Source organism: Pseudomonas putida (assembly GCF_005080685.1).
Lineage (GTDB): Bacteria > Pseudomonadota > Gammaproteobacteria > Pseudomonadales > Pseudomonadaceae > Aquipseudomonas > Aquipseudomonas putida_V.
In genome coordinates this window covers 224,074-243,763 of record NZ_CP039371.1, presented here as the reverse complement: position 1 = coordinate 243,763, position 19,690 = coordinate 224,074, and the positions used below count along the sequence as shown (strand labels likewise).

Annotated in this window: 17 protein-coding genes; 1 reads left to right on the top strand and 16 read right to left on the bottom strand. The window is 66.3% G+C overall.

All coding sequences use genetic code 11. The features are described 5' to 3' along the window. Positions 1 to 59 precede the first annotated feature (59 nt). The 6 genes from E6B08_RS01165 to E6B08_RS01140 form a co-directional block, all read right to left on the bottom strand. Positions 60 to 1,478: an efflux transporter outer membrane subunit gene (locus E6B08_RS01165; protein ID WP_136912411.1), complete on the bottom strand. Its 1,419-nt coding sequence runs from the start codon at positions 1,476 to 1,478 to the stop codon at positions 60 to 62. Then, positions 1,475 to 2,350, bottom strand: coding sequence for an HlyD family secretion protein (locus E6B08_RS01160; RefSeq protein ID WP_136912410.1), 876 nt, complete (start codon positions 2,348 to 2,350; stop codon positions 1,475 to 1,477). The genes E6B08_RS01165 and E6B08_RS01160 overlap by 4 nt, the downstream gene beginning before the upstream one ends. Then, the gene (locus tag E6B08_RS01155; RefSeq protein WP_136912409.1) at positions 2,347 to 2,559 is read right to left on the bottom strand and encodes a DUF1656 domain-containing protein; all 213 of its coding nucleotides are present in this window, start codon (positions 2,557 to 2,559) and stop codon (positions 2,347 to 2,349) included. Before E6B08_RS01155 ends, E6B08_RS01160 begins: the two co-directional genes overlap by 4 nt. Beyond that, positions 2,556 to 4,643 carry an FUSC family protein gene (locus tag E6B08_RS01150; RefSeq protein ID WP_136912408.1) on the bottom strand — a complete coding sequence of 696 codons (2,088 nt, stop codon included), beginning with the start codon at positions 4,641 to 4,643 and terminating at the stop codon, positions 2,556 to 2,558. Before E6B08_RS01150 ends, E6B08_RS01155 begins: the two co-directional genes overlap by 4 nt. Further along, positions 4,640 to 5,092, bottom strand: a complete 453-nt coding sequence (locus tag E6B08_RS01145) for a MarR family winged helix-turn-helix transcriptional regulator (protein ID WP_136912407.1) — start codon at positions 5,090 to 5,092, stop codon at positions 4,640 to 4,642. Before E6B08_RS01145 ends, E6B08_RS01150 begins: the two co-directional genes overlap by 4 nt. A gap of 135 nt (positions 5,093 to 5,227) precedes the next feature. Further along, positions 5,228 to 6,022, bottom strand: coding sequence for a tetratricopeptide repeat protein (locus E6B08_RS01140; RefSeq protein WP_136912406.1), 795 nt, complete (start codon positions 6,020 to 6,022; stop codon positions 5,228 to 5,230). A 206-nt stretch (positions 6,023 to 6,228) separates the two neighbouring features. On the opposite strand from E6B08_RS01140, the gene E6B08_RS01135 reads away from it, so the two are divergent. After that, positions 6,229 to 6,786 (top strand): WYL domain-containing protein, encoded by a 558-nt coding sequence (locus tag E6B08_RS01135; RefSeq protein WP_136912405.1) that lies wholly within the window; start codon positions 6,229 to 6,231, stop codon positions 6,784 to 6,786. A 120-nt stretch (positions 6,787 to 6,906) separates the two neighbouring features. Here E6B08_RS01135 and E6B08_RS01130 read toward each other — a convergent pair whose 3' ends face one another. From E6B08_RS01130 to bcsZ, 10 genes are all read right to left on the bottom strand, one after another. Beyond that, complete coding sequence (locus E6B08_RS01130) at positions 6,907 to 7,770, bottom strand: ABC transporter permease (RefSeq protein ID WP_136912404.1); 864 nt, start codon at positions 7,768 to 7,770, stop codon at positions 6,907 to 6,909. A 13-nt stretch (positions 7,771 to 7,783) separates the two neighbouring features. Next, positions 7,784 to 8,647, bottom strand: a complete 864-nt coding sequence (locus E6B08_RS01125) for an ABC transporter ATP-binding protein (protein WP_136912403.1) — start codon at positions 8,645 to 8,647, stop codon at positions 7,784 to 7,786. Positions 8,648 to 8,653: 6 nt separating this feature from the next. Beyond that, a complete protein-coding gene (locus tag E6B08_RS01120; protein WP_136912402.1) occupies positions 8,654 to 9,673 on the bottom strand; it encodes an ABC transporter substrate-binding protein in 1,020 nt (339 codons plus the stop codon). A gap of 18 nt (positions 9,674 to 9,691) precedes the next feature. Continuing rightward, positions 9,692 to 10,591, bottom strand: a complete 900-nt coding sequence (locus E6B08_RS01115) for a TauD/TfdA dioxygenase family protein (RefSeq protein WP_136912401.1) — start codon at positions 10,589 to 10,591, stop codon at positions 9,692 to 9,694. A gap of 195 nt (positions 10,592 to 10,786) precedes the next feature. Further along, entirely contained in the window at positions 10,787 to 11,923 is a 1,137-nt protein-coding gene (locus E6B08_RS01110) for an alginate O-acetyltransferase AlgX-related protein (RefSeq protein ID WP_136912400.1), read from the bottom strand. 9 nt (positions 11,924 to 11,932) lie between these two features. After that, positions 11,933 to 13,348: an MBOAT family O-acyltransferase gene (locus E6B08_RS01105; RefSeq protein WP_136912399.1), complete on the bottom strand. Its 1,416-nt coding sequence runs from the start codon at positions 13,346 to 13,348 to the stop codon at positions 11,933 to 11,935. A 37-nt stretch (positions 13,349 to 13,385) separates the two neighbouring features. Further along, the gene (locus tag E6B08_RS01100) at positions 13,386 to 14,042 is read right to left on the bottom strand and encodes an alginate O-acetyltransferase AlgF (protein WP_192938670.1); all 657 of its coding nucleotides are present in this window, start codon (positions 14,040 to 14,042) and stop codon (positions 13,386 to 13,388) included. Further along, a complete protein-coding gene (locus tag E6B08_RS01095; RefSeq protein WP_136912397.1) occupies positions 14,042 to 14,701 on the bottom strand; it encodes an SGNH/GDSL hydrolase family protein in 660 nt (219 codons plus the stop codon). Before E6B08_RS01095 ends, E6B08_RS01100 begins: the two co-directional genes overlap by 1 nt. 20 nt (positions 14,702 to 14,721) lie before the next feature. Then, entirely contained in the window at positions 14,722 to 18,522 is a 3,801-nt protein-coding gene (locus E6B08_RS01090; protein WP_136912396.1) for a cellulose biosynthesis protein BcsC, read from the bottom strand. After that, positions 18,501 to 19,688 carry a cellulose synthase complex periplasmic endoglucanase BcsZ gene (bcsZ, locus tag E6B08_RS01085; protein ID WP_136912395.1) on the bottom strand — a complete coding sequence of 396 codons (1,188 nt, stop codon included), beginning with the start codon at positions 19,686 to 19,688 and terminating at the stop codon, positions 18,501 to 18,503. Before bcsZ ends, E6B08_RS01090 begins: the two co-directional genes overlap by 22 nt. Positions 19,689 to 19,690 lie beyond the last annotated feature (2 nt).

Here is a 19,690-nt window from a genome sequence, read left to right as displayed (position 1 = left end):
GCGGCTTTAGCGGCCCTATCGCCGGCAAGCCGGCTCCTACAGGGGAATGCGACCGGGCATCAACGCCCGGCCGCATCCTTCCAACCACCGCCCAACGCCAGGAACACCCCAATCTGCCCCATCGCCACCTGACTGTTCGCTGCCGCCAGCTGCGCACGCATGTCGGTGTACGCACGGGTTGCCTGCAGATCGGCCAGGAACGACTCCCGCCCGGCCTGGAAGTACTGGTGGGTCTGCTCCGCTGCCTGCTTGGCCGACTCCTCGGCTTCTGCAAGGGCATCGCGGCGATCGAGCAGCGCGCTGTACTGCGCGAGTCGGGTCTGGGTCTCGCGGATGGCATTGAGCACCACCCCGTCGAAATTCGCCAGGGCCGCCTGGGTCGAGGCTTCGGCCATGCGGATGCGCGCGCGGGTACCGTTGGTGGGGATGGTCCAGCTGATCTGTGGGCCGATGCCCCAGCGGTTGGTCGCCGGGTCGCCGAGGTTTTCGAGGATACCAATGGTGCCCACCTGGGCGCCGATGCTGATATCCGGGTACAACGCGCCGGTGGCTACGCCGATATTCGCCGTGGCCGCCGCCAGCTGGCGTTCGGCCTGGCGCACGTCCGGGCGACGCTTGAGCAGGGCGGCACCGTCGCCGACCGGCACCCGCTGCGCCAGGTGCGGCAGCTCGGCGCAATCGGCGGTGCCCGCCGGCAGTTGATCGACCGGCTTGGCCAACAACGCGGCCAAGGTGTACAGCCCCGTTTCGCGCTCGGCCTTGAAGCGTGGCAGCTCGGCGCGCAACGACTTGAACTGGGTCTGCGAGCGCGTGACCTGGGTCTCGTCACCGCGGCCGGCGTCGCGCAGGCGCTGGGTCAGTTGCACGCTCTGTTGCTGCAGGTCGAGCGACTCGCGGGCGATGTGGTATTCCTCGTTGGCCGAGCAGACCTGGGTGTAGGCCTTGACCACATCGGCCACCAGGGTGATGCGCGCCGTGTCGGCAGCGGCCTGCACGGCATCGGCGTTGGCCTTGGCGGCCTCGGTGCCGCGCTTGAACGTGCCCCACAGGTCGAACTGGTACGAGGCGCTGATGATGGCCTCACCGATGTTGGCCACTGGCACCTTCTCGGTCAGCAGAAACGCCTCGCCGGATTCCTGCAGACGCTGGGCGCCGGCCTTGATGCCACCATTGAAACCACCCTGCGACTCGGCCACCTCGACCTGGGCACGCGCCTTGGCGATGTTGGCCGCCGCCACGCGCAATTCGGTATTGGCGCTCAGGGCCTGGCGCACCAGTTCATTGAGGCGTTGATCCTGATACAGCTGCCACCAATCCTCCGGGACCGGCGCCGACACCACACTGTCTGCATCCTGGCGCAGCGGGCCATTGAGGTCGCTGCGTTGCACCGCCGCATCCTTGGGCACTTCATAGTCGGGGCCGACCATCATGCACGCCCCCAACGACAGGCATATACCGGCCAGGATCAGCTGTTTCATGGACGCTGGCCCTCGATGATCGAGACTGTGGCGGTACGCCCGGCGATCATGCGGAAGTCCTGTGGCACTTCGTCGAAGGCGATGCGCACCGGGATACGCTGGGCCAGGCGCACCCAGCTGAACGCCGGGTTGACGTTGGGCAACAGGTTGGCGCCGCTGACCCGGTCGCGGTCCTCGATGCCCGCGGCAAAGCTTTGCACGTGGCCGCGCAGGCGGGTGTTGTCGCCCATCACGCGGATGTCCACGGCATCGCCGATATGAATGCCGCCCAGCTTGGTTTCCTCGAAGTAACCGTCGACGTGGTACGAGGCACTGTCGACCACCGACAGCACTGGCCGGCCAGCGGTGACGAACTCGTGGTTACGCGGCGCGCGGTCGTTCAGGTAACCGTCCACCGGACTGCGGATCACCGAGCGATCGAGGTTGAGCTGGGCCGCATCGACCGCCACCTGCGCCTCGTTGGCCGCCGAGCGGGCACGGGCCTCGCGCGACTGGCTCTCTTCGAGCTGCTCGGCTGCCACCAAGTTACCCAGCTTGCGGTTACGCAGCGCTTCGCGCGAAGCCTGGGCCAGGGTTTCCTGGCGCTCGGCGAGGGTCGCCTTGGCCTGGCGCAAGGCCAGGGTGAAGCGATCCTGGTCGATGGTGAACAGCACGTCGCCGCGCTTGACCACCTGGTTGTCGCGCACCTCGACCTTCTGGATCAGGCCGGAGACGTCCGGGGCGATCTGGATCACGTCGGCACGGATGTGGCCGTCGCGGGTCCAGGGGGCGAACAGGTAGTAAACCACCATCTGCCACACGAGCACGGCGGCGAAGCTCACTACCAGCAAGGTCAGGACCACGCGGCCCAAGGTCAACAAAGGTTTTTTCATGGCAGCATCAGGTTTCGGCAAAAGTGGTCGACCGCGCCCAGCATCACGGCGTAGAGGGCAACGTTGAACAACGCCCGGTGCCAGACCAGGCGGTAGAAGTGCAGGCGCACCAGCACGGCGTGCACGCCCAGGAACAGCAGGTAGGTGAACACCATCATCACCAGCAGCGTGGGCAGGAACACCCCGCTGATATCCAGATCACCAATCACAGTGGCGCTCCATCGATGCCGTGGGGCAGTTGCGGTTGTTCGCTTGGCTCGAGCATCACCTCGACCCCCGGCAGCAAGGCCAGGCGCAGGCCGCTCAGGGCATGCAGCAGGTGCAGGCGGGCATCGCCACGCTCATGCCCCTGGTCCAGGGCCAGGCCCTGGCGCGCCCGCTCCATGCTGCGCAGCAGTTCGGCCGGCGCGTGCAAGCGCTGGTTGGCGCGCAGACAGGCCGCGTAATGGCTGCCGACCTCGGCGATGACCGTTTGCAGCCGCTCGCGGGCCTGCACGCCGACGCGCGGCATGTACGCCTGCAGGTCGAGCAGGTTCAGGCCCACGCGCAGGTCGCGCAGGGCCACGCCACTGTCCTGGCCGGTCTGCGACAGGCGCGGCAGGTGCTGCATCAGCCGGTCGAGCATCTGCACGCCGAGCTGGCGGTGCTCGGCAAGGTTGGCCGGGTAAGTGATCTCGACGATGTCGCGCCAGGCGAAACGGGTCATGCGCTTGGCCGCCAGTTCCACACCGAAGGGGCGCAGCAGCAGGGTCCAGATGAAGGCGAACAGCAAGCCCACGGGACCTGCCAGGTTGGCGTTGATGAAGGTCAGGAAATCGGCGTCGTAGGCGCCCTGAATGCTGATGAAGGTGGCCGTGTTGACGATGGTCAGCAAGGTGCCGAGATAGAAGCGCGGCTGCACGGTCAGGGTGCCGACGCAAATGAACGGCACGGCGAAGGCCAGCACCAGCATGGGGAAATCATGCAGGTTGGGCAGTACCAGGAACAGGTAGACGCTGGAGAAGATCACCGACATCAGCGTCCAGAAGAAGAAGCGGTAGATCTGTGGCGCCGGGTCGTCCATCGCAGCGAAGAAGCTGCAGGCCACGGCGGCGAGAATCACCGCGCTGCCGCCGTCGTTCCAGCCGAGAAGGATCCACAGGCCGCTGGCGACGATGATCGCGGTGACCGTGGAGAACACCGAATAGAGCATCAGGCCGCGGTCGAAGAACGGCGTCAACCGACCCAGCCGCCAGTGCCGGTAGGCAGCGCGCCACGGCGTGGCGTCGTCCAGGCGCAGGGCATGCTGCAGGGCGCAGCAGTCCTGCCACAAATCGACCCATTCGCAGAGGCGGTAGAGGGCATTGGACAACAGCAGCTCGGCGCGCTGGTCGAGGGCTGCAGCGCTGGGCTGCAGGCGGTCGATCTGCTCGTGCAAGGCGGTCCAGCGCGCCAGCGAGGCATCCTTGGCGGTGCCTTCGAGCCACTGTCGCGCAGCTTCCAGTACCGGTTGCAACTGGGCGAACTGAGCCGGCGCGCGGCCCTTGAGCGCCACCAGCGCGTCATCCAGGGCATCGATCACCGGCAGCAGGTGGATCATCCGCCCGCGCAGCTCGCGGGCGTTCTTCACGGTGTGCGGGCCGGCGCCTTCATGGCCGAGCTGACCGATCATCATTTCCAGGGTGTTGAAGGTGGCGACCATCGAGGCGCGCATGCTGCCTACCTTGTCGGTGGCGAGGTCGCGGGCCAGGTAGGCGTCGCTGTAGCGGATCGCTTCGCTGAACCAGTTGCCGGTCGAGCCGACCACCACCGGGGCCAACCGGCGCGGCCAGAAGATCGCGCCGACCACGGCAGCGCAGACGATGCCCAGGCAGATTTCCTGGGCCCGCGAGGTGGCCACATCGAACACCGCCGTAGGGTTGTCGACCACCGCCAGGGCGATCATCGGCAGGGTGTAGCCGGCCAGCATCAGCACGTAGTTGTTGGCCGTGCGCAGGTTCAGCGAGAGAAACAGCAAGGTGCCGGTCCAGAGGGCAATGGCCACCGACAGCAACAGCGGCGACTGCACCAGCGGCGGCACCAGGAAGATCGCCCCACCGGCGCCCAGCAGCGTGCCCAGGGCGCGGTACAGGGCCTTGGAGCTGGTTGGACCGACGAACGGACTGGAGACGATGTACACCGTGGCCATTGCCCAGTACGGGCGTGGCAGCTGCATGAGCAAGGCGATGTACAGGGCGATCATCGACGCGGCGAATGTGCGTACCCCGTAGAACCAGTCACGGGCAGGCGGGACCGAGCTGAAGAAACCCTTCATTGCGCCCCACCGGTGTTGCCCAGGCCTGCGGCCTCGAAGGCGCGGAGCACGCGCAGCGCGGCTTGCAGGTCCGCTTCGCTGATGCCCTGCAGCACTTCATGGCGCACGCGCACCAGCTCGGCCTCGATGGCTTCGGCCAGGACACGACCTTCGGCGGTAAGGCTCAGGGCCTTGGCGCGGCGGTCCAGCGGGTCTTCGCTGCGGCACACCAGGCCAGCCTTGCACAGCTGGTCGAGCAGGCGCACCAGCGACGGGCTTTCCAGCCCCGCGGCCTGGGCCACGGCGACCTGGTGCACACCATCGCCCAGGCGCACGATCATCAACAGCGGCGCGGCGCAGGCCTCGGAGATACCGTAGCTGGTCAGCGCCGCGTGGCAGATGCGTCGCCAGTGCCGGCCGGCAACGACCATGCCGCTGCTGACCTGGAGGCGCAGGGAATCAAGGGACATTTGGAGAACCAAGGATATTCATAGTTTGCTAACTATCAATATACGCCTGGCCCTCCCCCTGTCGTCAACAGCGGGCGACGGGTTGCCTGGATGAATTGTTGTTCATCTTGCCGGTGGGGGCTGTCTGGGCCGGCCTCAAGGCTGCACCTGGTCCTCCAGTTTCATCGCCAGCGCCAGCGAGCTGCCCAACTGCACTGCCCGGTCCCGCCACCCCAGGTACCGCACCCCATCGCGGCTGCTGAAATGCACGGCCAGTTCTTCCGCCGCCTGCATCACCCCGGTGGCGGCCGCCAGCTCCAACCAGTACAGGGCCGCCTTGGTATCCGCCGGTACATACAGCCCATGCAACAACCGATAGCCGACCTCGAACCGGCACCGCGCATCGCCGAGCTCGGCCCCGCGCAAGAACCATTCGTAAGCTCGAAGAGGGTCCACCTGCCAGGGCAGTTCGGCGTCGCAGACTTCTTCCTCGTAAAGGTCGCCCAACGCCGCTGCGGCCGCCGCCATGCCAAGCCCGAACGCCTGTCGGTAGCACTCGGCCGCCTGCTCGTAGGAGGGCGCGATGCCCTTGCCGAAATACATCTGCTGGCCCAGGTTGAACCAGGCCGCGGCATCGCCCTGCAGCGCAGCCATGCGCAACAGGTGCCGGGCCAGCACGGTATCGGCCCGCCAGTACTTGCCGTTGAGCCAGATCCAGCCCAGGTCGTTCAACGCACTGACGCTGCCGGCCAGTGCCTGGCGCCGCAGGTCGGCATACACCACTTGCAGGTCGGGCGCTTCGTCCAGGCGGCTGATCAGCAGCGCCCGCTGGCTGGGTACGCCAACGCCGGCGAACTGTCGCTGGCGCCTACCAGCGGGCAGTGGAGCCGCCACGATCCGCTCGGGCAACAGCCGGGCGAGCAAGGGGTGGATATTGCTGACAGCTGACATGTTCATCCTCATTGAACGGCCCACGCCCTCGAGCGCGGTGGCTGAGGCGTGATTCTGCGCGACGCCACGACAAAACCTGTCGCGAACGAACCGGCATGAGGCAACCAATTGCACATTCGTTGATCAGAGCAAGTTGTGGCCAATTGCCATGATCCCTGACAATTGCCGCAAACCGTTGCAGCAAGCCTAGACAAGGACGTTATCTTTTGCCGTTTGCCACCACCCGCGCCACCCTCAGCCGACAATGGGCGCTGCTGCGCCAACTGCCAAGCCGCCCCCCTGGCATCACCAGTGCCGAACTGGTGTGGCGCCTGCGAGATGTGGGTTTCAGCGTGAGCAAACGTACCGTCGAGCGTGACCTCAACGAGCTGTCGCTGATCTTCCCACTGGAGCGCAACGACAAGAGCATTCCGTTCGGCTGGCATTGGTCGGCCACTGCCGCGGGTGACCTGCGCGGCAATTTCGACCTGCAGGGTTATTTGCGGGCCGGCGGGCTGCAAAGTGCAGCGGAGCATGGCATCGCCTTGCAGGCGTGGGTCAGCGATCGGCTCGCCCGGCAGTTGCGCGAGGCGCCGTTGAGTGCGGACATGCAGTTGACCGCCCTGGAGCGCGGGCATCGACTGTCGGCCACGGTGGATGCTGAATGGCCGTTGCGCTGGTGGGCCTTGAGCCAGGGTGACGAGGTGGTGGTGGAGTTGCCGGAGGCGGTGCGTGAGGACCTCGCGCGGACGCTGGAGAATGCGGTGGCGCAGTACAGGAATTAGCTGGCTGTACCGGCCCTTTCGCGGGACGAGCCCGCTCCCACAGGCACACCACAGTTTTTCGGATCTGTGGTGTACCTGTGGGAGCGGGCTCGTCCCGCGAAAGGGCCGGTACAGACAAACCTACCGCTGCATCCCCCACCGTCGTACGGTCAACCGCTCCAGGGTATTGAACACCAACCCTTCGACCAGCAACCCGATGAGGATCACCACCGCCAGCCCGGCAAACACCTTGTCGGTATACAGCTCGTTACGGTTCTGGAAGATGTACCACCCCAGCCCGCCCTTGCCGCTGCTGGCGCCAAATACCAGCTCGGCGGCGATCAGCGTACGCCAGGCAAAGGCCCAGCCGATCTTCAGCCCCGACAGGATCGATGGCAGCGCCGCCGGCACGAGAATGTGCAGCACCAGCCGCAGCCCCTTCAGGCCATAGTTGCGCCCAGCCATGCGCAAGGTCTCGGAAACCCCGAGAAAGCCTGCGTAGGTGTTGAGCGCCAGCGCCCACAGCACCGAATGCACCAGCACGAAGATCAGGCTATTGTCGCCCAACCCGAACCACAGCAGCGCCAGCGGCAACAGGGCAATGGCCGGTAACGGGTTGAACATCGAGGTCAGAGTCCCCAGCAGATCGCGCCCCAACTGGGTCGACACCGCCAGGCTGGTAAGGCCGAACGCCAGGACGATGCCCAGCACGTAACCCTTGAGCAGAATCACCAGCGACACGCCGACCTTGGCCGGCAACTCGCCACTGATCAGGCCGTCCCAGAGCGCAGCGGCGGTCTGCAGGAAACTTGGCAGCAGCAGGTCGTTGCCCTGGTAGCGGGCAGCGCCCTCCCACAGCGCGGCGATCACCAGCAAGATCACCGCCTTGCGCAGCCAACCGTGTTGCCAGAGGCGTTGGGCCAGTGGCAGTTGGCGTTCCACAGGCACAGAGAGCAAGGGCTCCAGCTGCACCTCGTATTCCTGGCGTACAGGTGTAGTGGTCATGGTGAAGCTCCTGTCAGTAGGCGATGCGGATGTCGTTGAAACCAAGTTCCGCGGCCTCGACCGGCGCCTCGGCCTCGTCGAACAGCAAGCGGTGGATGCGCCGCGCACTGGCCTGGAACTCGGTGCCGCCAAGGCTGCCCAGGTCGTACTGGTGGCTGTGCACCTCGGCCCGAACCCGCCCCGGGTGGGGCGACAGCAGCAGAATGCGATTGCCCACCACCAACGCCTCCTCGATGGAATGGGTGACGAACAACAGGGTGAAACGCACCTCTTCCCACAACAGCAGCAACTCTTCCTGCATCTTGCGCCGGGTCAGCGCGTCGAGCGCGGCGAACGGCTCGTCCATCAGCAGGATCTTCGGCTGGGTGGCCAGGGCCCGGGCAATCGAAACCCGGGCCTTCATGCCGCCCGACAGGGTATGCGGATACGCATCGGCGAAATTGGCCAGGCCGACCTTGTCCAGGTAGTGCAGGGCCCGCTCCTCGGCTTCGGCCCGCTTGAGCTGGCCGGACACCAGCAGCGGGAACATGACGTTCTGCTTCACCGTCTTCCACGGCGGCAATTGATCGAACTCCTGGAACACCACGATGCGATCAGGCCCAGGCCCGCGCACCGGCTCGCCCTGCAGCAGGATCTGCCCTTCCTGGGGCTCGATGAAGCCGGCCACGGCCTTGAGCAGCGTGGACTTGCCGCAGCCGGACGGGCCCAGCAAGACGAAACGATCAGCGCGGTCGATTTCGAAGCTGACCTGGTGGGTGGCCCGCACCACGCGTTGCGAAGTGCGGTATTCGAGGCTCAGGTTGTCCACCTTGAGCAGCGCGGGTGTAGCGACACGGCTCAGGTTGCTGGCCGTGTGGCCTGGCAATGGGGCGGTCATGGTCGGTCAGCTCCCTTGCAGCGGGCGTTCATCCTGGAAGAAATAATCCTTCCACGACGCCGGCTTGTTCTTGATCGCCCCGACCCGGTACAAGAAGTCGGCGAGCTTGTAGGTGTTCTTCGGCGTGACGGTGAATTCGTACTGCGGGTTGTCGATCAGCTTGATCAGCGCGTCGCGGTCGATCTTGGCCTTGGTCACGCGGATGTAGGTGTCCGCTGCAGCAGCCTTGTCCTTCTGGGCAAAGTCCGCCGCTTCAGCCAACGCGTCGACGAAGGCCTTGTAGGTCTTGGGATTGTCGTGACGGAATTTCTCGGTGGCGAACAGCAGCGTCGGCGAGTTGGGGCCGAGCAGGTCGTAGCTGTTGAGCACCACGTGCACGTCCTTGTTGGCCAGTACCTGGTCCTGGAACGGTGGGTTGGAGAAATGCCCGTTCAGCTCGGTGCCACCGGCCAGCAAGGCCGCGGTGGCATCCGGATGCGGTACGGCCAGGGTGTACTTGTCGAGGCGGTTGTATTCCTTGTCGCCCCACTGCTGGGCAGCGGCGTACTGGAGGAAGCGCGACTGCACCGAGACCCCCACCGCCGGCACGGCGATGCGGTCCTTCTCGGATATATCGGCGATGGTCTTCACGTTCGGGTTACTGCTGACCAGGTAGTAAGGGAAGTTGCCCAGCGAGGCCACGGCCTTGACGTTCTGCCGGCCCTTGGTGCGGTCCCAGACGGTCAACAGCGGGCCGACACCGGCCCCGGCGATGTCCACCGAGCCGGACAGCAGCGCGTCGTTGATCGCCGAGCCACCGGACAACTGGGCCCAGTCGACCTCGATGTCGATGCCCTGCTCCTTGCCGTGTTTCTCGATCAGGTGCTGGTCACGCACCACGTTGAGCAGCAGGTAGACGATGCCGAACTGCTCGGCGATGCGGATCTTGCCTTCGGCCTGGGCCACGGCAGGGGCTGCCAGGCTGCCGACGACCAGGCTCGCGCCCAGGCCGATGCTTGCCGCCAGGCGGCTGATGGATTTACGCATGGTTCGGTTCCTCAGTCGTCAGAACGGGGCATCGCCCTGGATGGTGGTGCGGTACAACTTGCGCCGCAGGTGGGCGGGGCAGCCGGTGGCCAGGTGGATCAACGAACGGTTGTCCCAGAACACCAGGTCATGGGGCTGCCACTGGTGACGGTAGATGTTCTGCTCGAGCACGCTCAGGGCGTACAGCTGCTGCAGCACATCACGGCTTTCGTCGTCGGGCAGGCCAACGATGCGGGTAGTGAAGCCTTCGCTGACGAACAATGCCTTGCGACCGTTTTCCGGGTGGGTGCGTACCACCGGGTGAATGACTTCCTGGACCTGGGCAAGCTGCTCGGCGGTGAGGGTCGGGCGCCAGTTGCCTTCGAACTTGGTCTCGGCGTAACGGGCGGTGTAGGAGTGGGCAGCACTGCGGTTCTCGACCACCTTGCGCAGGGCCTCGGGCACGGCGTCCCAGGCTTTGTGCATGTCGGCGAACAGTGTGTCGCCGCCTTCGCTGGGCAGCTCCTGGGCATGCAGCATCGAGCCCAGGCTCGGCAGTTCCTTGTACGACAGGTCGGAATGCCAGAACTTGCCGGCATCGCCCAGGCCGATGTTCTGACCGTTCTCGATGATGTTGGATACGATCAGGATTTCCGGATGACCGGTGAGCAGGAACTGCTTGAGCACGTGGATCTGCAACTCGCCGAAACGGCGGCTGAAAGCGATCTGCTGTTCGGGGGTGATGCGCTGGTCACGAAAGACCAGCACATGGTGATCGAGGTGGGCGCGATGGATACGGCTGAAATCCTCGGCGTTGACCGGTTTGGCCAGGTCCAGGCCGATGATCTCGGCGCCTACGGCACCGGAGAATGGACGGATTTCAAATACTTGCGGCTGGGCGCTGTCGATGGACGACAAGGCGTTCGAGGCGGCGGACATGGTTCACTCCCACGCAGTGCGCGACATTCAATTGGGCGCGCAACGATTAGAAACGCACGGGGATTTCCCGTGTGGGTTCAAGTCGTGCGGCGCGCCGATTGGTCGGCGGGTACGCAGTGGGAGCGACTATAAATGCATAAGAAGAATAATTTAAATACCGTTAACGAATAACGATATGAACGACGTCAAGCCCGCTTAGGGTAACGTCAGGTCATCGCTGAATGGCTTCTGTAGGTCGCGCTCGTTGATCTCCCAGATCAGCAACTGCGCAGGGGTCAGCTTGAAGGCCTCGCTACTGAAATAGTCCTTCGCCGCGCCACTGAATTCGCCCCCATCCTTGGCGAAGTTACCCACGCTAGCACCTATGCCCTGCTCGAGAAACGGCACGAAGTTGCTGTTGCGCGAGAACGAGGTGCCGATCAGCGCGATGTTCGGCAATTGGCTGTCACCGAACAGGTCATCCTCGCTGCCCGCCGTGGCGCTGGCCTGAACCTCGAAGCGCGATGCCGCCACGGTTTCGCCGGCAGGCTGCAAGCGCTCGGGCAACCAGTCGAGCCCCGCCAGGCGCACCAGGTCGCCTGGGCGACGCGCTGCCGGCAGCAGCGTGCGTACCGAGGTCTGCCCAGGCGTCGGGGTGATCCCGCTTGCCAGCACGGCGGCGGCCAGTTGTTGCGCGGCGGCTTGCGCGCCCTGCTCGCTCCAGTGCGTGTCGGTGCGCAGGAAGGCCGCGCTACCCACTGCCTGCAAGGCCGCAGTGGGGTCGACGGTGGCGATGCCCGCTTGCTGCAAGCGTGCCCTCCATTGCTGCAGGCGGCCTTGCAACGCGGGCGCACGGGCCACGCTGCACAGCTGCTCGGCGGCAATCCGGCTCTTGTCCGGCACCAGCAGCACCAGCAGGCGAATGTTGCGGGCCGCCAACCAGTCGCGCACGGCCACCACCTTGATCGCCCGTGCCTCGGCGTTGGCCTGGGCATGCGGATGAACACGGGTTTCGTCGGCCAGGAACAGCCAACCGGGGCAGCCGCTGCGCACACGTGGGCCGGTGTCGCCCACGGTCAGCCAGCTGAAGCCGCGCTCCAGGTCGGCGGCGCGTTGCGCCAGCGACACGTGCGACAGCTCATGGGCGATGTGATGGGTGATTTCGCCATCGCGCACACCCTGCCAGCTCAGGTGCTCCGGCCAAAGGCTGACCTTGCCGATGAAAATCGCCCACAGGCAGGCAACCAGCCCCGCCAGCATGAAGGCGAACATGCACAGGCCCGCCAACGGGCTGAGCCGGATCATCATCGGGCTGGGTGGCACCGGCGCCAGGGAAGGATCTTTCTTCGACATGGGCGCCCCTTAGAACTGGAAGTAGAGAAACGGCACGGTTTCACGACTGGCGATCAGCGCGAACGACAGGGCGAAGCCCAGCACCGGCCACACCGCGCCCAGCACCCGCATTACCCGGTGTTCGCCAAGGCGCTGCTCGGCCCGCTGTTGCCACAGCGGCAGCAACAGGCACAGCACGCCCAGGCCCGCAGCCAGGCCATGCACCGGGCGCAGGGTGGCGGCCAGGGCATCGCCCAAGGCGAAGCCGTGCAGGCCGAACTGGCCAGCGTACAAACTCAGCGCGGTGGCGAAGTCGGGGGCGCGGAACAGGGTCCAGGCCAGGCACACGAACAGCAGCGTCACACTGTGCGCCAGCCACGCTGGCAAGTCAGGCAGGCCGGCGCGGGTCCAGGCGCGGTCGATGCACAGGGCGATGCCATGGGCGCAGCCCCAGAGCAGGTAGTTCCAGCTGTCGCCACCGTGCCACAGGCCGCCGATGGCCATGATCAGGAACAGGTTGCGGTAGGTCTTCCACACCCCGTGGCGGTTGCCGCCCAAGCCGATGTACAGGTAGTCGCGCAGCCAGCTGGACAGCGAGATGTGCCAGCGCCGCCAGAAGTCCTGGATGTTGCGCGCCCAGTACGGATGGTTGAAGTTTTCCGGGAAATGGAAGCCGAGCATCAGGCCCAGCCCGATGGCCATGGCGCTGTAGCCGGCGAAGTCGAAGAACAACTGCAGCGAGTAGGCCAGGCAGCCGATCCAGGCATCGACGAACGACGGATACTCCTGGGTGAACGCCACGCCGACCAACGGCGACAGGCTGTCGGCCACCAGCACCTTCATGCTCATGCCGATCATGAAGCGGCGCGCACCGAGGGCGAAGTTCAGCGGGTTGAAATAACGCTGGCGCAGCTCCTGGCGAACCCAGTCATAGCGAATGATCGGCCCGGCGATGGAGTGGCCGAACATGGCCAGGTAGGTGGCGAAGTTGGCGAAGTTGCGCTCCACCGGCACTACCTTGCGGTGCACATCGACCAGGTAGGAAATGACCTGCAGGACGATGAACGAAAGCCCCGCCGGCAACGCCACCTTCTGCCACTCGAACGGCATCGCGCCATGGGCGCTGAGCAGTTCGTTGAAGCTGGCGGCGACGATGTTGGCGTATTTGTACCAGCACAGCACCAAGGTGTTGACGACGATCAGCCCGGCCAGCAACTGCTTGCGCCGCGACGTCGTCTCGCCGGTGCCGGCCACCAGCAACCCGCCCAGCCAGCCGCCGATCGTCAGCACGATGTGCAGCAGCAGGAAGGCCGGGCTCAGCCAGCCATAGAAGAACCAGCTGCCGAGCAACAGCACCAGGTTTCGCCCCGAGGGCCGCGCCAATGCATAGACCAGCATGAACGCAGGAAGAAACAGCAGCAGAAACTCGAGCGAGGCGAAGACCATGGTTGTCCGTCAGTAGGCGTGTGGCGGTTGGCGAGGCTCAGTTGGCCAGCGTGTCTTGCGCCTGGTACAGGCGCGGCCCTTGGGCACCGGGCGCGAGCAACACGGTGTAGCGCTGGCCGGCGGCCAGTTGCCCGAGGTCCAGCGCCTCGCCACGTGGGGCGCCAGCGCACGTCAGTTGCACCGCCAGCTTGAGCGGGTTGATCGAGCGGCGCTGGGCACTGCCATCGGCCACGTCGTTGAAGATGGCGACGTTGCCGGCGGCAGAGCGCAGGCCAGGCTGGGCGCAACTGGCATCGAGGCTGTAGAACGCCAGCGAGGCCTTCAGGGCATTGAAGTCGTCCGGCTGCTCACGCACGGTGACCAGGCGCAGGGCCTTGCTATCGGGCACACCGACCACGGTGGCGAACTCGCCCGGTTCGACGCTGACGTCGAGCCCTTGTTGCTGGCCGGCCAGCGCCAGGGTGCCCTTGATCGGCTTGCCGGCAGGCACGGTGAGGAAGTTCGAGGCCGCGCCCGGCGCCAGGTTCAGCCCGGCACCATTGGCCGCGCTGAGGTGCAGCTCGGCGCTGCCGGCGTTGAAGAAGCGCAGGAAGGCCGCGTCCTCGCTGGGACCGGTCGGGTACAACGGGATCTCGGCAGCGTGGGCGGCGCCCAGGGTCAGCAGTGCGGCCAGGCCGCCAGCGATACGACGCATCATTCGTTCCCCTTGAGGCTGCCGGCCGGGAGCTTGTCGATGGCATCGACGATCGCGCCAGCCCAGGACTTGTAACCGGCCACGGTGAAATGCTGGCCGTCGGTGGTGATCCATTGGCCCGGCTTGGACAGGGTCAGCGAATCGACATAGCTGCACGGCGCCACGTTGGCGGCGAGGAACTGCGACATCAGCTGGGTGCGCTGGTCGTTCTTCTTGTACATGCCGCCGACCTTGCCCCAGGCTGGGCCGACCCACACGCACTTGGTACCGGTCTCGCTGATGGCCTTGGTCAGGCTGGTGACGCTTTGCCAAGCCCACGCCTTGGGGAAGGCGGGCTTGTCGTAGCTGGCCATGGTGTCGCCGATCACCAGCACCACGACGTCGGGCTTGTGCTGGGCGATCAGTTCCTTGATCGGCGTGGTGGTGGCTTCGCGGCCCTTGATCTGCAGCTTGCCGTTGTCCTGTTGCACGGCACCGCAGTCGACCTTCTTGGTCACCAGCCAGTCCGCCGCGCTGGCGCCACAGGCGCCGATGGAATAGGCGTGGCCACCCTTGGCCACCACGGCGGCGTTCAGGGGCTCGGTCAGGTGGTTGGCCAGGCTCATGTGGCTTTCACCCAGCACCAGCAGGGACAGGCCGGCAATCGCGGAAGCAGGCATGGTGTTCTCCTAGAATCGGTTCAATTGGAATAGGGGGAACGGTAGGGGCTGACCGGCAGGGCCATTGGCCGGTACTGGTCCTCGAACATGTAGCGCACGTACATGCCACCGTTGAATTCGCGGTAGTCCTGGGCGTTGTTCAGGCCCATGTGACCACCGAGGAAGAAGTTGCGCCCCAGCTGGTACTCGGCAGCGGCGGCGAGGTTGTAGCCGACGCCGGTCTTGCTGTCGCTGGAGTATTCCTGTTGCGTGCCCTTGATCGTCGGGTAGTAGTCCACGGCGTCCTGGTGGAAGGACTGCACGCCGACCGAGCCCTTGACCGATACGGTCAGGCGTTCGAAGCGCCGCGAGTAGCTGACCGGCACGCCGAGGGCGAAGAAGCTCTGCGGGCTGAAGTAACCGCCGTGGCCATAGGTGTAGTAACCCTGGTTGTCTTCGTAACCCATGGCCATCAGGCTCAGGCCGGCGGTGAGCTGGGTGTCCTCGCTGTTCTGCAGGTACCAGTACATGCCGCTGCCCAGCTCGGCACGGGTGTTGTCCTCGACGTTATGGCCCTTGAGGCTGTGCATCGAGCCATACACGTAGGCGCCGAACTGGCGGTCGTCATAGCTCAGTTCCAGGCGACCGCCATTGGCCGTGACGCCACCCCATTTCACGCCACTGCGCTTGTCCTTGCTGCCGGCGAACGAGGTGACGCTGTCAGTGACCGCGCGCCGCGAGGCCGTGGCCTTCCAGTGCAGGTCCGGGTTGCCTGCCACCGGCCGCTCGATGGACGCGCCGCCGACCAGGGTGCTGTAGAGGAAGCCCTGCGGTGTGGTGCCGATATCGGCCTTGACCCCGCTGGGCTGGTTTTCGAAGGCCACGGCCACGCCTACACCGGAGGCTTTCTGCGAACCGACCTTAGTGGTTCCAAGGCCGAAGCGGGTGGCCGCCTCGCTATTCGGGCTGCCCGCATTGAGCGCGACCGGAGTCACGCGCAGCGCCACGCGACTGTCACCAACCGGCGCGCTGGCCTCGAACGGCGTCTGCACGTTGCTCATGCGGCCCAGGCCCGACTCGCTGTCGTTGCCGCTGACTTCCAGACCCTGGACCACGTAGGCGCTGCGCTCCTGCTGGATATCGCTCAGGGTCCGAGCGGCCTGGCTCATGCCGGCACGCGGGTCAGGCTTATCGGCCTGCGCCGTGGTCAGGAAGGGATTGCTGGCGTCGCTGGCTGGCGGCAGGCGGGTCGGTTGCGCTGCAGCCAGAGTCGGCGCCAGCAACGCGTCCACCGATTGACCGGCACGCGGCTGGTCGGCCCTGGCGAACGGGTTACTCGGCACACCGACAGGCGTGGCCGCCGCATAGCTGCTGCTGTCCTGTTGACGCTTCTCTTGGTTGACCACCTTGCCGAGCAGCGCAGCCGCTTCGCTGGTACGGCCCTGGAAGCGGTAGATACGCGCCGCCACGATCAATACTTCCGGATCGTCAGGCGCTACTTTGAGCGCCTGCTCCAGGGCCTGGCTGGCGTAGCCGTCCTCACGCAGCTGCGCCGCGACATCGGCGGCGCCAATCAGCAGCCGGGCATCGTCGGGGTTGCGCTGTACCAGTGGCTGGTACAGTTCGAAGGCCTTGTGAGTGTCGCCATTGGCGGCGTACATGCGCGCCAGCGCAGCGCCGGCCAAGGGGTCTTGCGGGCGTTGTGCCAGGGCCGGCGACAGGGTGTCGTAGGCCGCTGCCAGGTCGCCCTGCTCGCGCAACTGATCGGCCTTGCGCACGCGGTAGAGGAACAGCAGATCGTCATACTGGCGGCGTTGCTCAGGGGTCAGCGATTGGCCCTGCAGATCGCGCAGGATACCCGCGACCTCAGGCTCCTGGCCGGCCTGCAAAAGCACGCCGGCATAACGCAGCAGCAGCCCGGTATCGGCTTGCGGGCTGGCAGCCATTACGCCCCGTAGCAGGCCCAGGGCGCGCTGCGGGTCCTTGGCGTCGGCGTAGGCCGAGGCCAGTTGCGCCTGGCGCTCCGGCACACCACGGGCGAGCGGATCGAGGCGCGACAGGAATACCCGGGCCTCCTGGTAGCTGCCACGTTTGTTGAGGCGCTCGACCTCTTGCAGGCGCTGGCGGAACTCGACGTCATCCAGCAACTGGGCGACCTCTTCGCTGCGCGCTTCGGCCGGAATGCTCGACAGCTGCTCGCGGGCCTTGCTCCACTCGCCTTGCTGCATCGAGAACAGCGCCGAGGTGTAGAGCACGTCGGGGTCGTTGGGTTGCGCGCGCAGCATGCCGGCCATCAGGCTGCGGGCTTCGTCGCCGGCGCCCATGCCCTGGTACAGGCGTGCCAGGCCGTAACGGGCCCAGGCATTGTTCGGGTCATTGCGCAGGGCCTCTTCGAGCGCGGCCCGCTGGCTGGCCGTGTCACCCCGCTGTTCGGCCAGTTGCGCCTGTTGCAATGCCAGGTCGGCACGCATGCGGCCCAAACCGCCCAACTTGTCCTGCTCGTCGCTGGGCAGTTGCTGTACTTCGCGCAGGGCCTGGTCCTGCTTGCCCTGCTGGACCAGCACGCCGATCAGGCCGCGACGCGCATTGGCATCGCTCGGTCGTTGCGCCAGCACCTGGCGATAGAGCGGTTCGGCCGCTGCCGGATTGCCGTTGGCAGCCTGCACGTCGGCCAGCGCCAGCGCGGCTTCCGAGGCCTGCGGGCGCATGCGCCGGGCCTGTTCCAGTTGTACTTGGGCGTCGCCCATGCGGCCTTGCGCCTGGCTTTGCCGGGCCTGCTGCAGCAACGACCAGTAGCGCACCTCGTCGAGTGCCTTCTGCCACGAGCGGCCGCCGGCCTTCACGGCCCGGCCAAGCAGCACCTCGGCGTCCTCGAAACGGTTTTGCTGCTGGCGCAGCACGCCCAGCCCACCGAGGGCATCGGCGTCGTTCGGCGCGGCTTTCAGACGGGCGGAAAATTCACGCTCGGCGCCTGCCTGGTCGCCTTGCTCGAGGGCCTTCAGGCCGCGCTGCACCTGCGGATCGCGCTGCCAGCCGGCGCTCCCTGCCGCGCCACCGGCACGGCCCTTGGCGAGCAGGGCGCGGATCTCTTCATCGTCGGGGTGGCTGGCCAGGAAGCTTTCGAACAACGGCCGCTGGCGGGTGCTCGGAGCGCCCAGCCAGGTCAGCGCCAGACGCCAGGTCTCGTCGGCATCGCCACCGATGTCCTCGCGCTTGGCCAGGCGCTCCAGGGCGCGGATGCCTTCCTCGCGGGTGTCCTCGCGGCGCACCAGGTGCTTGGCGAAGAACAGCGTCACGTAAGGGTCGTCCGGCTGCTCCTGGCGCAGGCGCTCGAAGCCTTGGCGCGCCTCGGGCCAGTGGCCGTCGAGGAACCCCAGATTGTTGTAGAACTCACGGCCGACGCGGCCTTGGGCCGGCTGGTTGCCGAGTGCCTTGCGGTAAAGCTCGTCGGCTTGCCCGCGCTGGTCGTTATCCACCGCCAGGCGCGCCTGCTCCAGCAGCTTGGCGTTGGCCGGGTCGGCCAGGCGGATATCCTGGGCCAGCTGGCGTGCCTGACGCGGCTGCGGGCTCAAGGCACGCAGGCGGGCCAGGTATTCATTGGCCTTGGCCAACTGCTTGTCGCCAACGGCGATCAGCCCCAGGCCGTACAGCGCATCGGGCTGCTGCGCGTCGAGCAGGAGCAGCTTGTTCCACACTTCGGCGGCGCGCTTGGGCTTGTCCTGGCCCTGCCAGAACAGGCCTTGGTCAACCAGCAGATGCTTGGGGTCGCTGTTCTCGGCCAGGGCGGCGCCGTGGATCAGGACGGCCAGCAGACCCAGCGTCAGGGGGCTTTTGCGGAACATTCGGACTCCCAGAAGGGCTTCAATTGGCCGTTGGCAGCGAAGCGGTAGCGATGTTCGCCCCAGCCAAGGCCGAACAGGCTGAGCATGTAGTCGTAATAAGCCGAGGGCAGCTTGGGATCGCGCGTGCCTTGCAGGGCCGCCTCCAGCGCCTGGCGGGCACGGCGCTCCTGCAGGTCGGCGAGCCACGGTTGGTTATTGGCCTGGAAGTACGGCACCAGGGCGGCGGAAAAGCCGAACGGGCCGCTGCCTTCGCCATGGCCGCTGGCAAGCGCGACCTTTTCCGGCGGCACGCCGCTGGCAGCGGTCAACCGGGCCATGCCCTGCAAGGCTGCCAGCACCGGCGCGGCCAGTGGGTCGGCCGGGTCGGTCATGCCGGCCCACAGGTAGACGCGGATAGCGTCGTAGCTGCCAAGGTCGCCGGAGGTGGCATCGCGCACGAACAAGCCAGCCTTGGCGGAGGTTGCACGGTAGCCGACCCAGTCGGCGGCCAGCCCCTGGCCACCGCCGTCGCGCAGCAGCTTGGCACTGCTCTGCAGCACGCCTTTCCACGGCCCTTGGGTGTCGAAGGCTGCCACCCGGCGCAACAGCGGCAGCGGCACGTAGCTCGGGTTCAGGCGCCACAGGTGATCGGCCTGGGCGAAACCTACCGGCCCTGGCAGCAGGGTCGGGCCAAGGCCAGGCAACTCGGCCACCTCCTGCGCCTTGACCTGACCCAACAGGGCTTGGGCGTCGGCACGGTAAGCCGGCACCTGCCACAGGCGGTCGGCTTCAATCAGCGCGTAGGCGAACCACAGATCGGCGTCGGAGGCCGAATTGCGGTCCTGGATCTGCCAGTTGCCATCACTGCCCTGCCCCCACAACCAGCCCGGCAGCATCGCGCCGGGCTGGTCGCCGGCGAGGTTCTCGCGGCTCCAGCGCCAGATCTGCTCGAAGCGCGCACGGTCATTGGCCACCAGGGCGAAGAACAAGGCGTAGGCCTGCCCTTCGGAGGTGCTGTGGTTGGCCTTGAGGCTGGACTCCAGCACCCGGCCGTCGGCCTGCACCCAACGTTCGGCGAAGGCCGTCCACATCGGCCAGGCCGCCTTGCAGGCAGGCTCGGCCGCCTGGGCGGACAACCCGGTGCACAGCACCAGGGCGATCAGGGCACGTGATAGCAGGCTGGCCATGC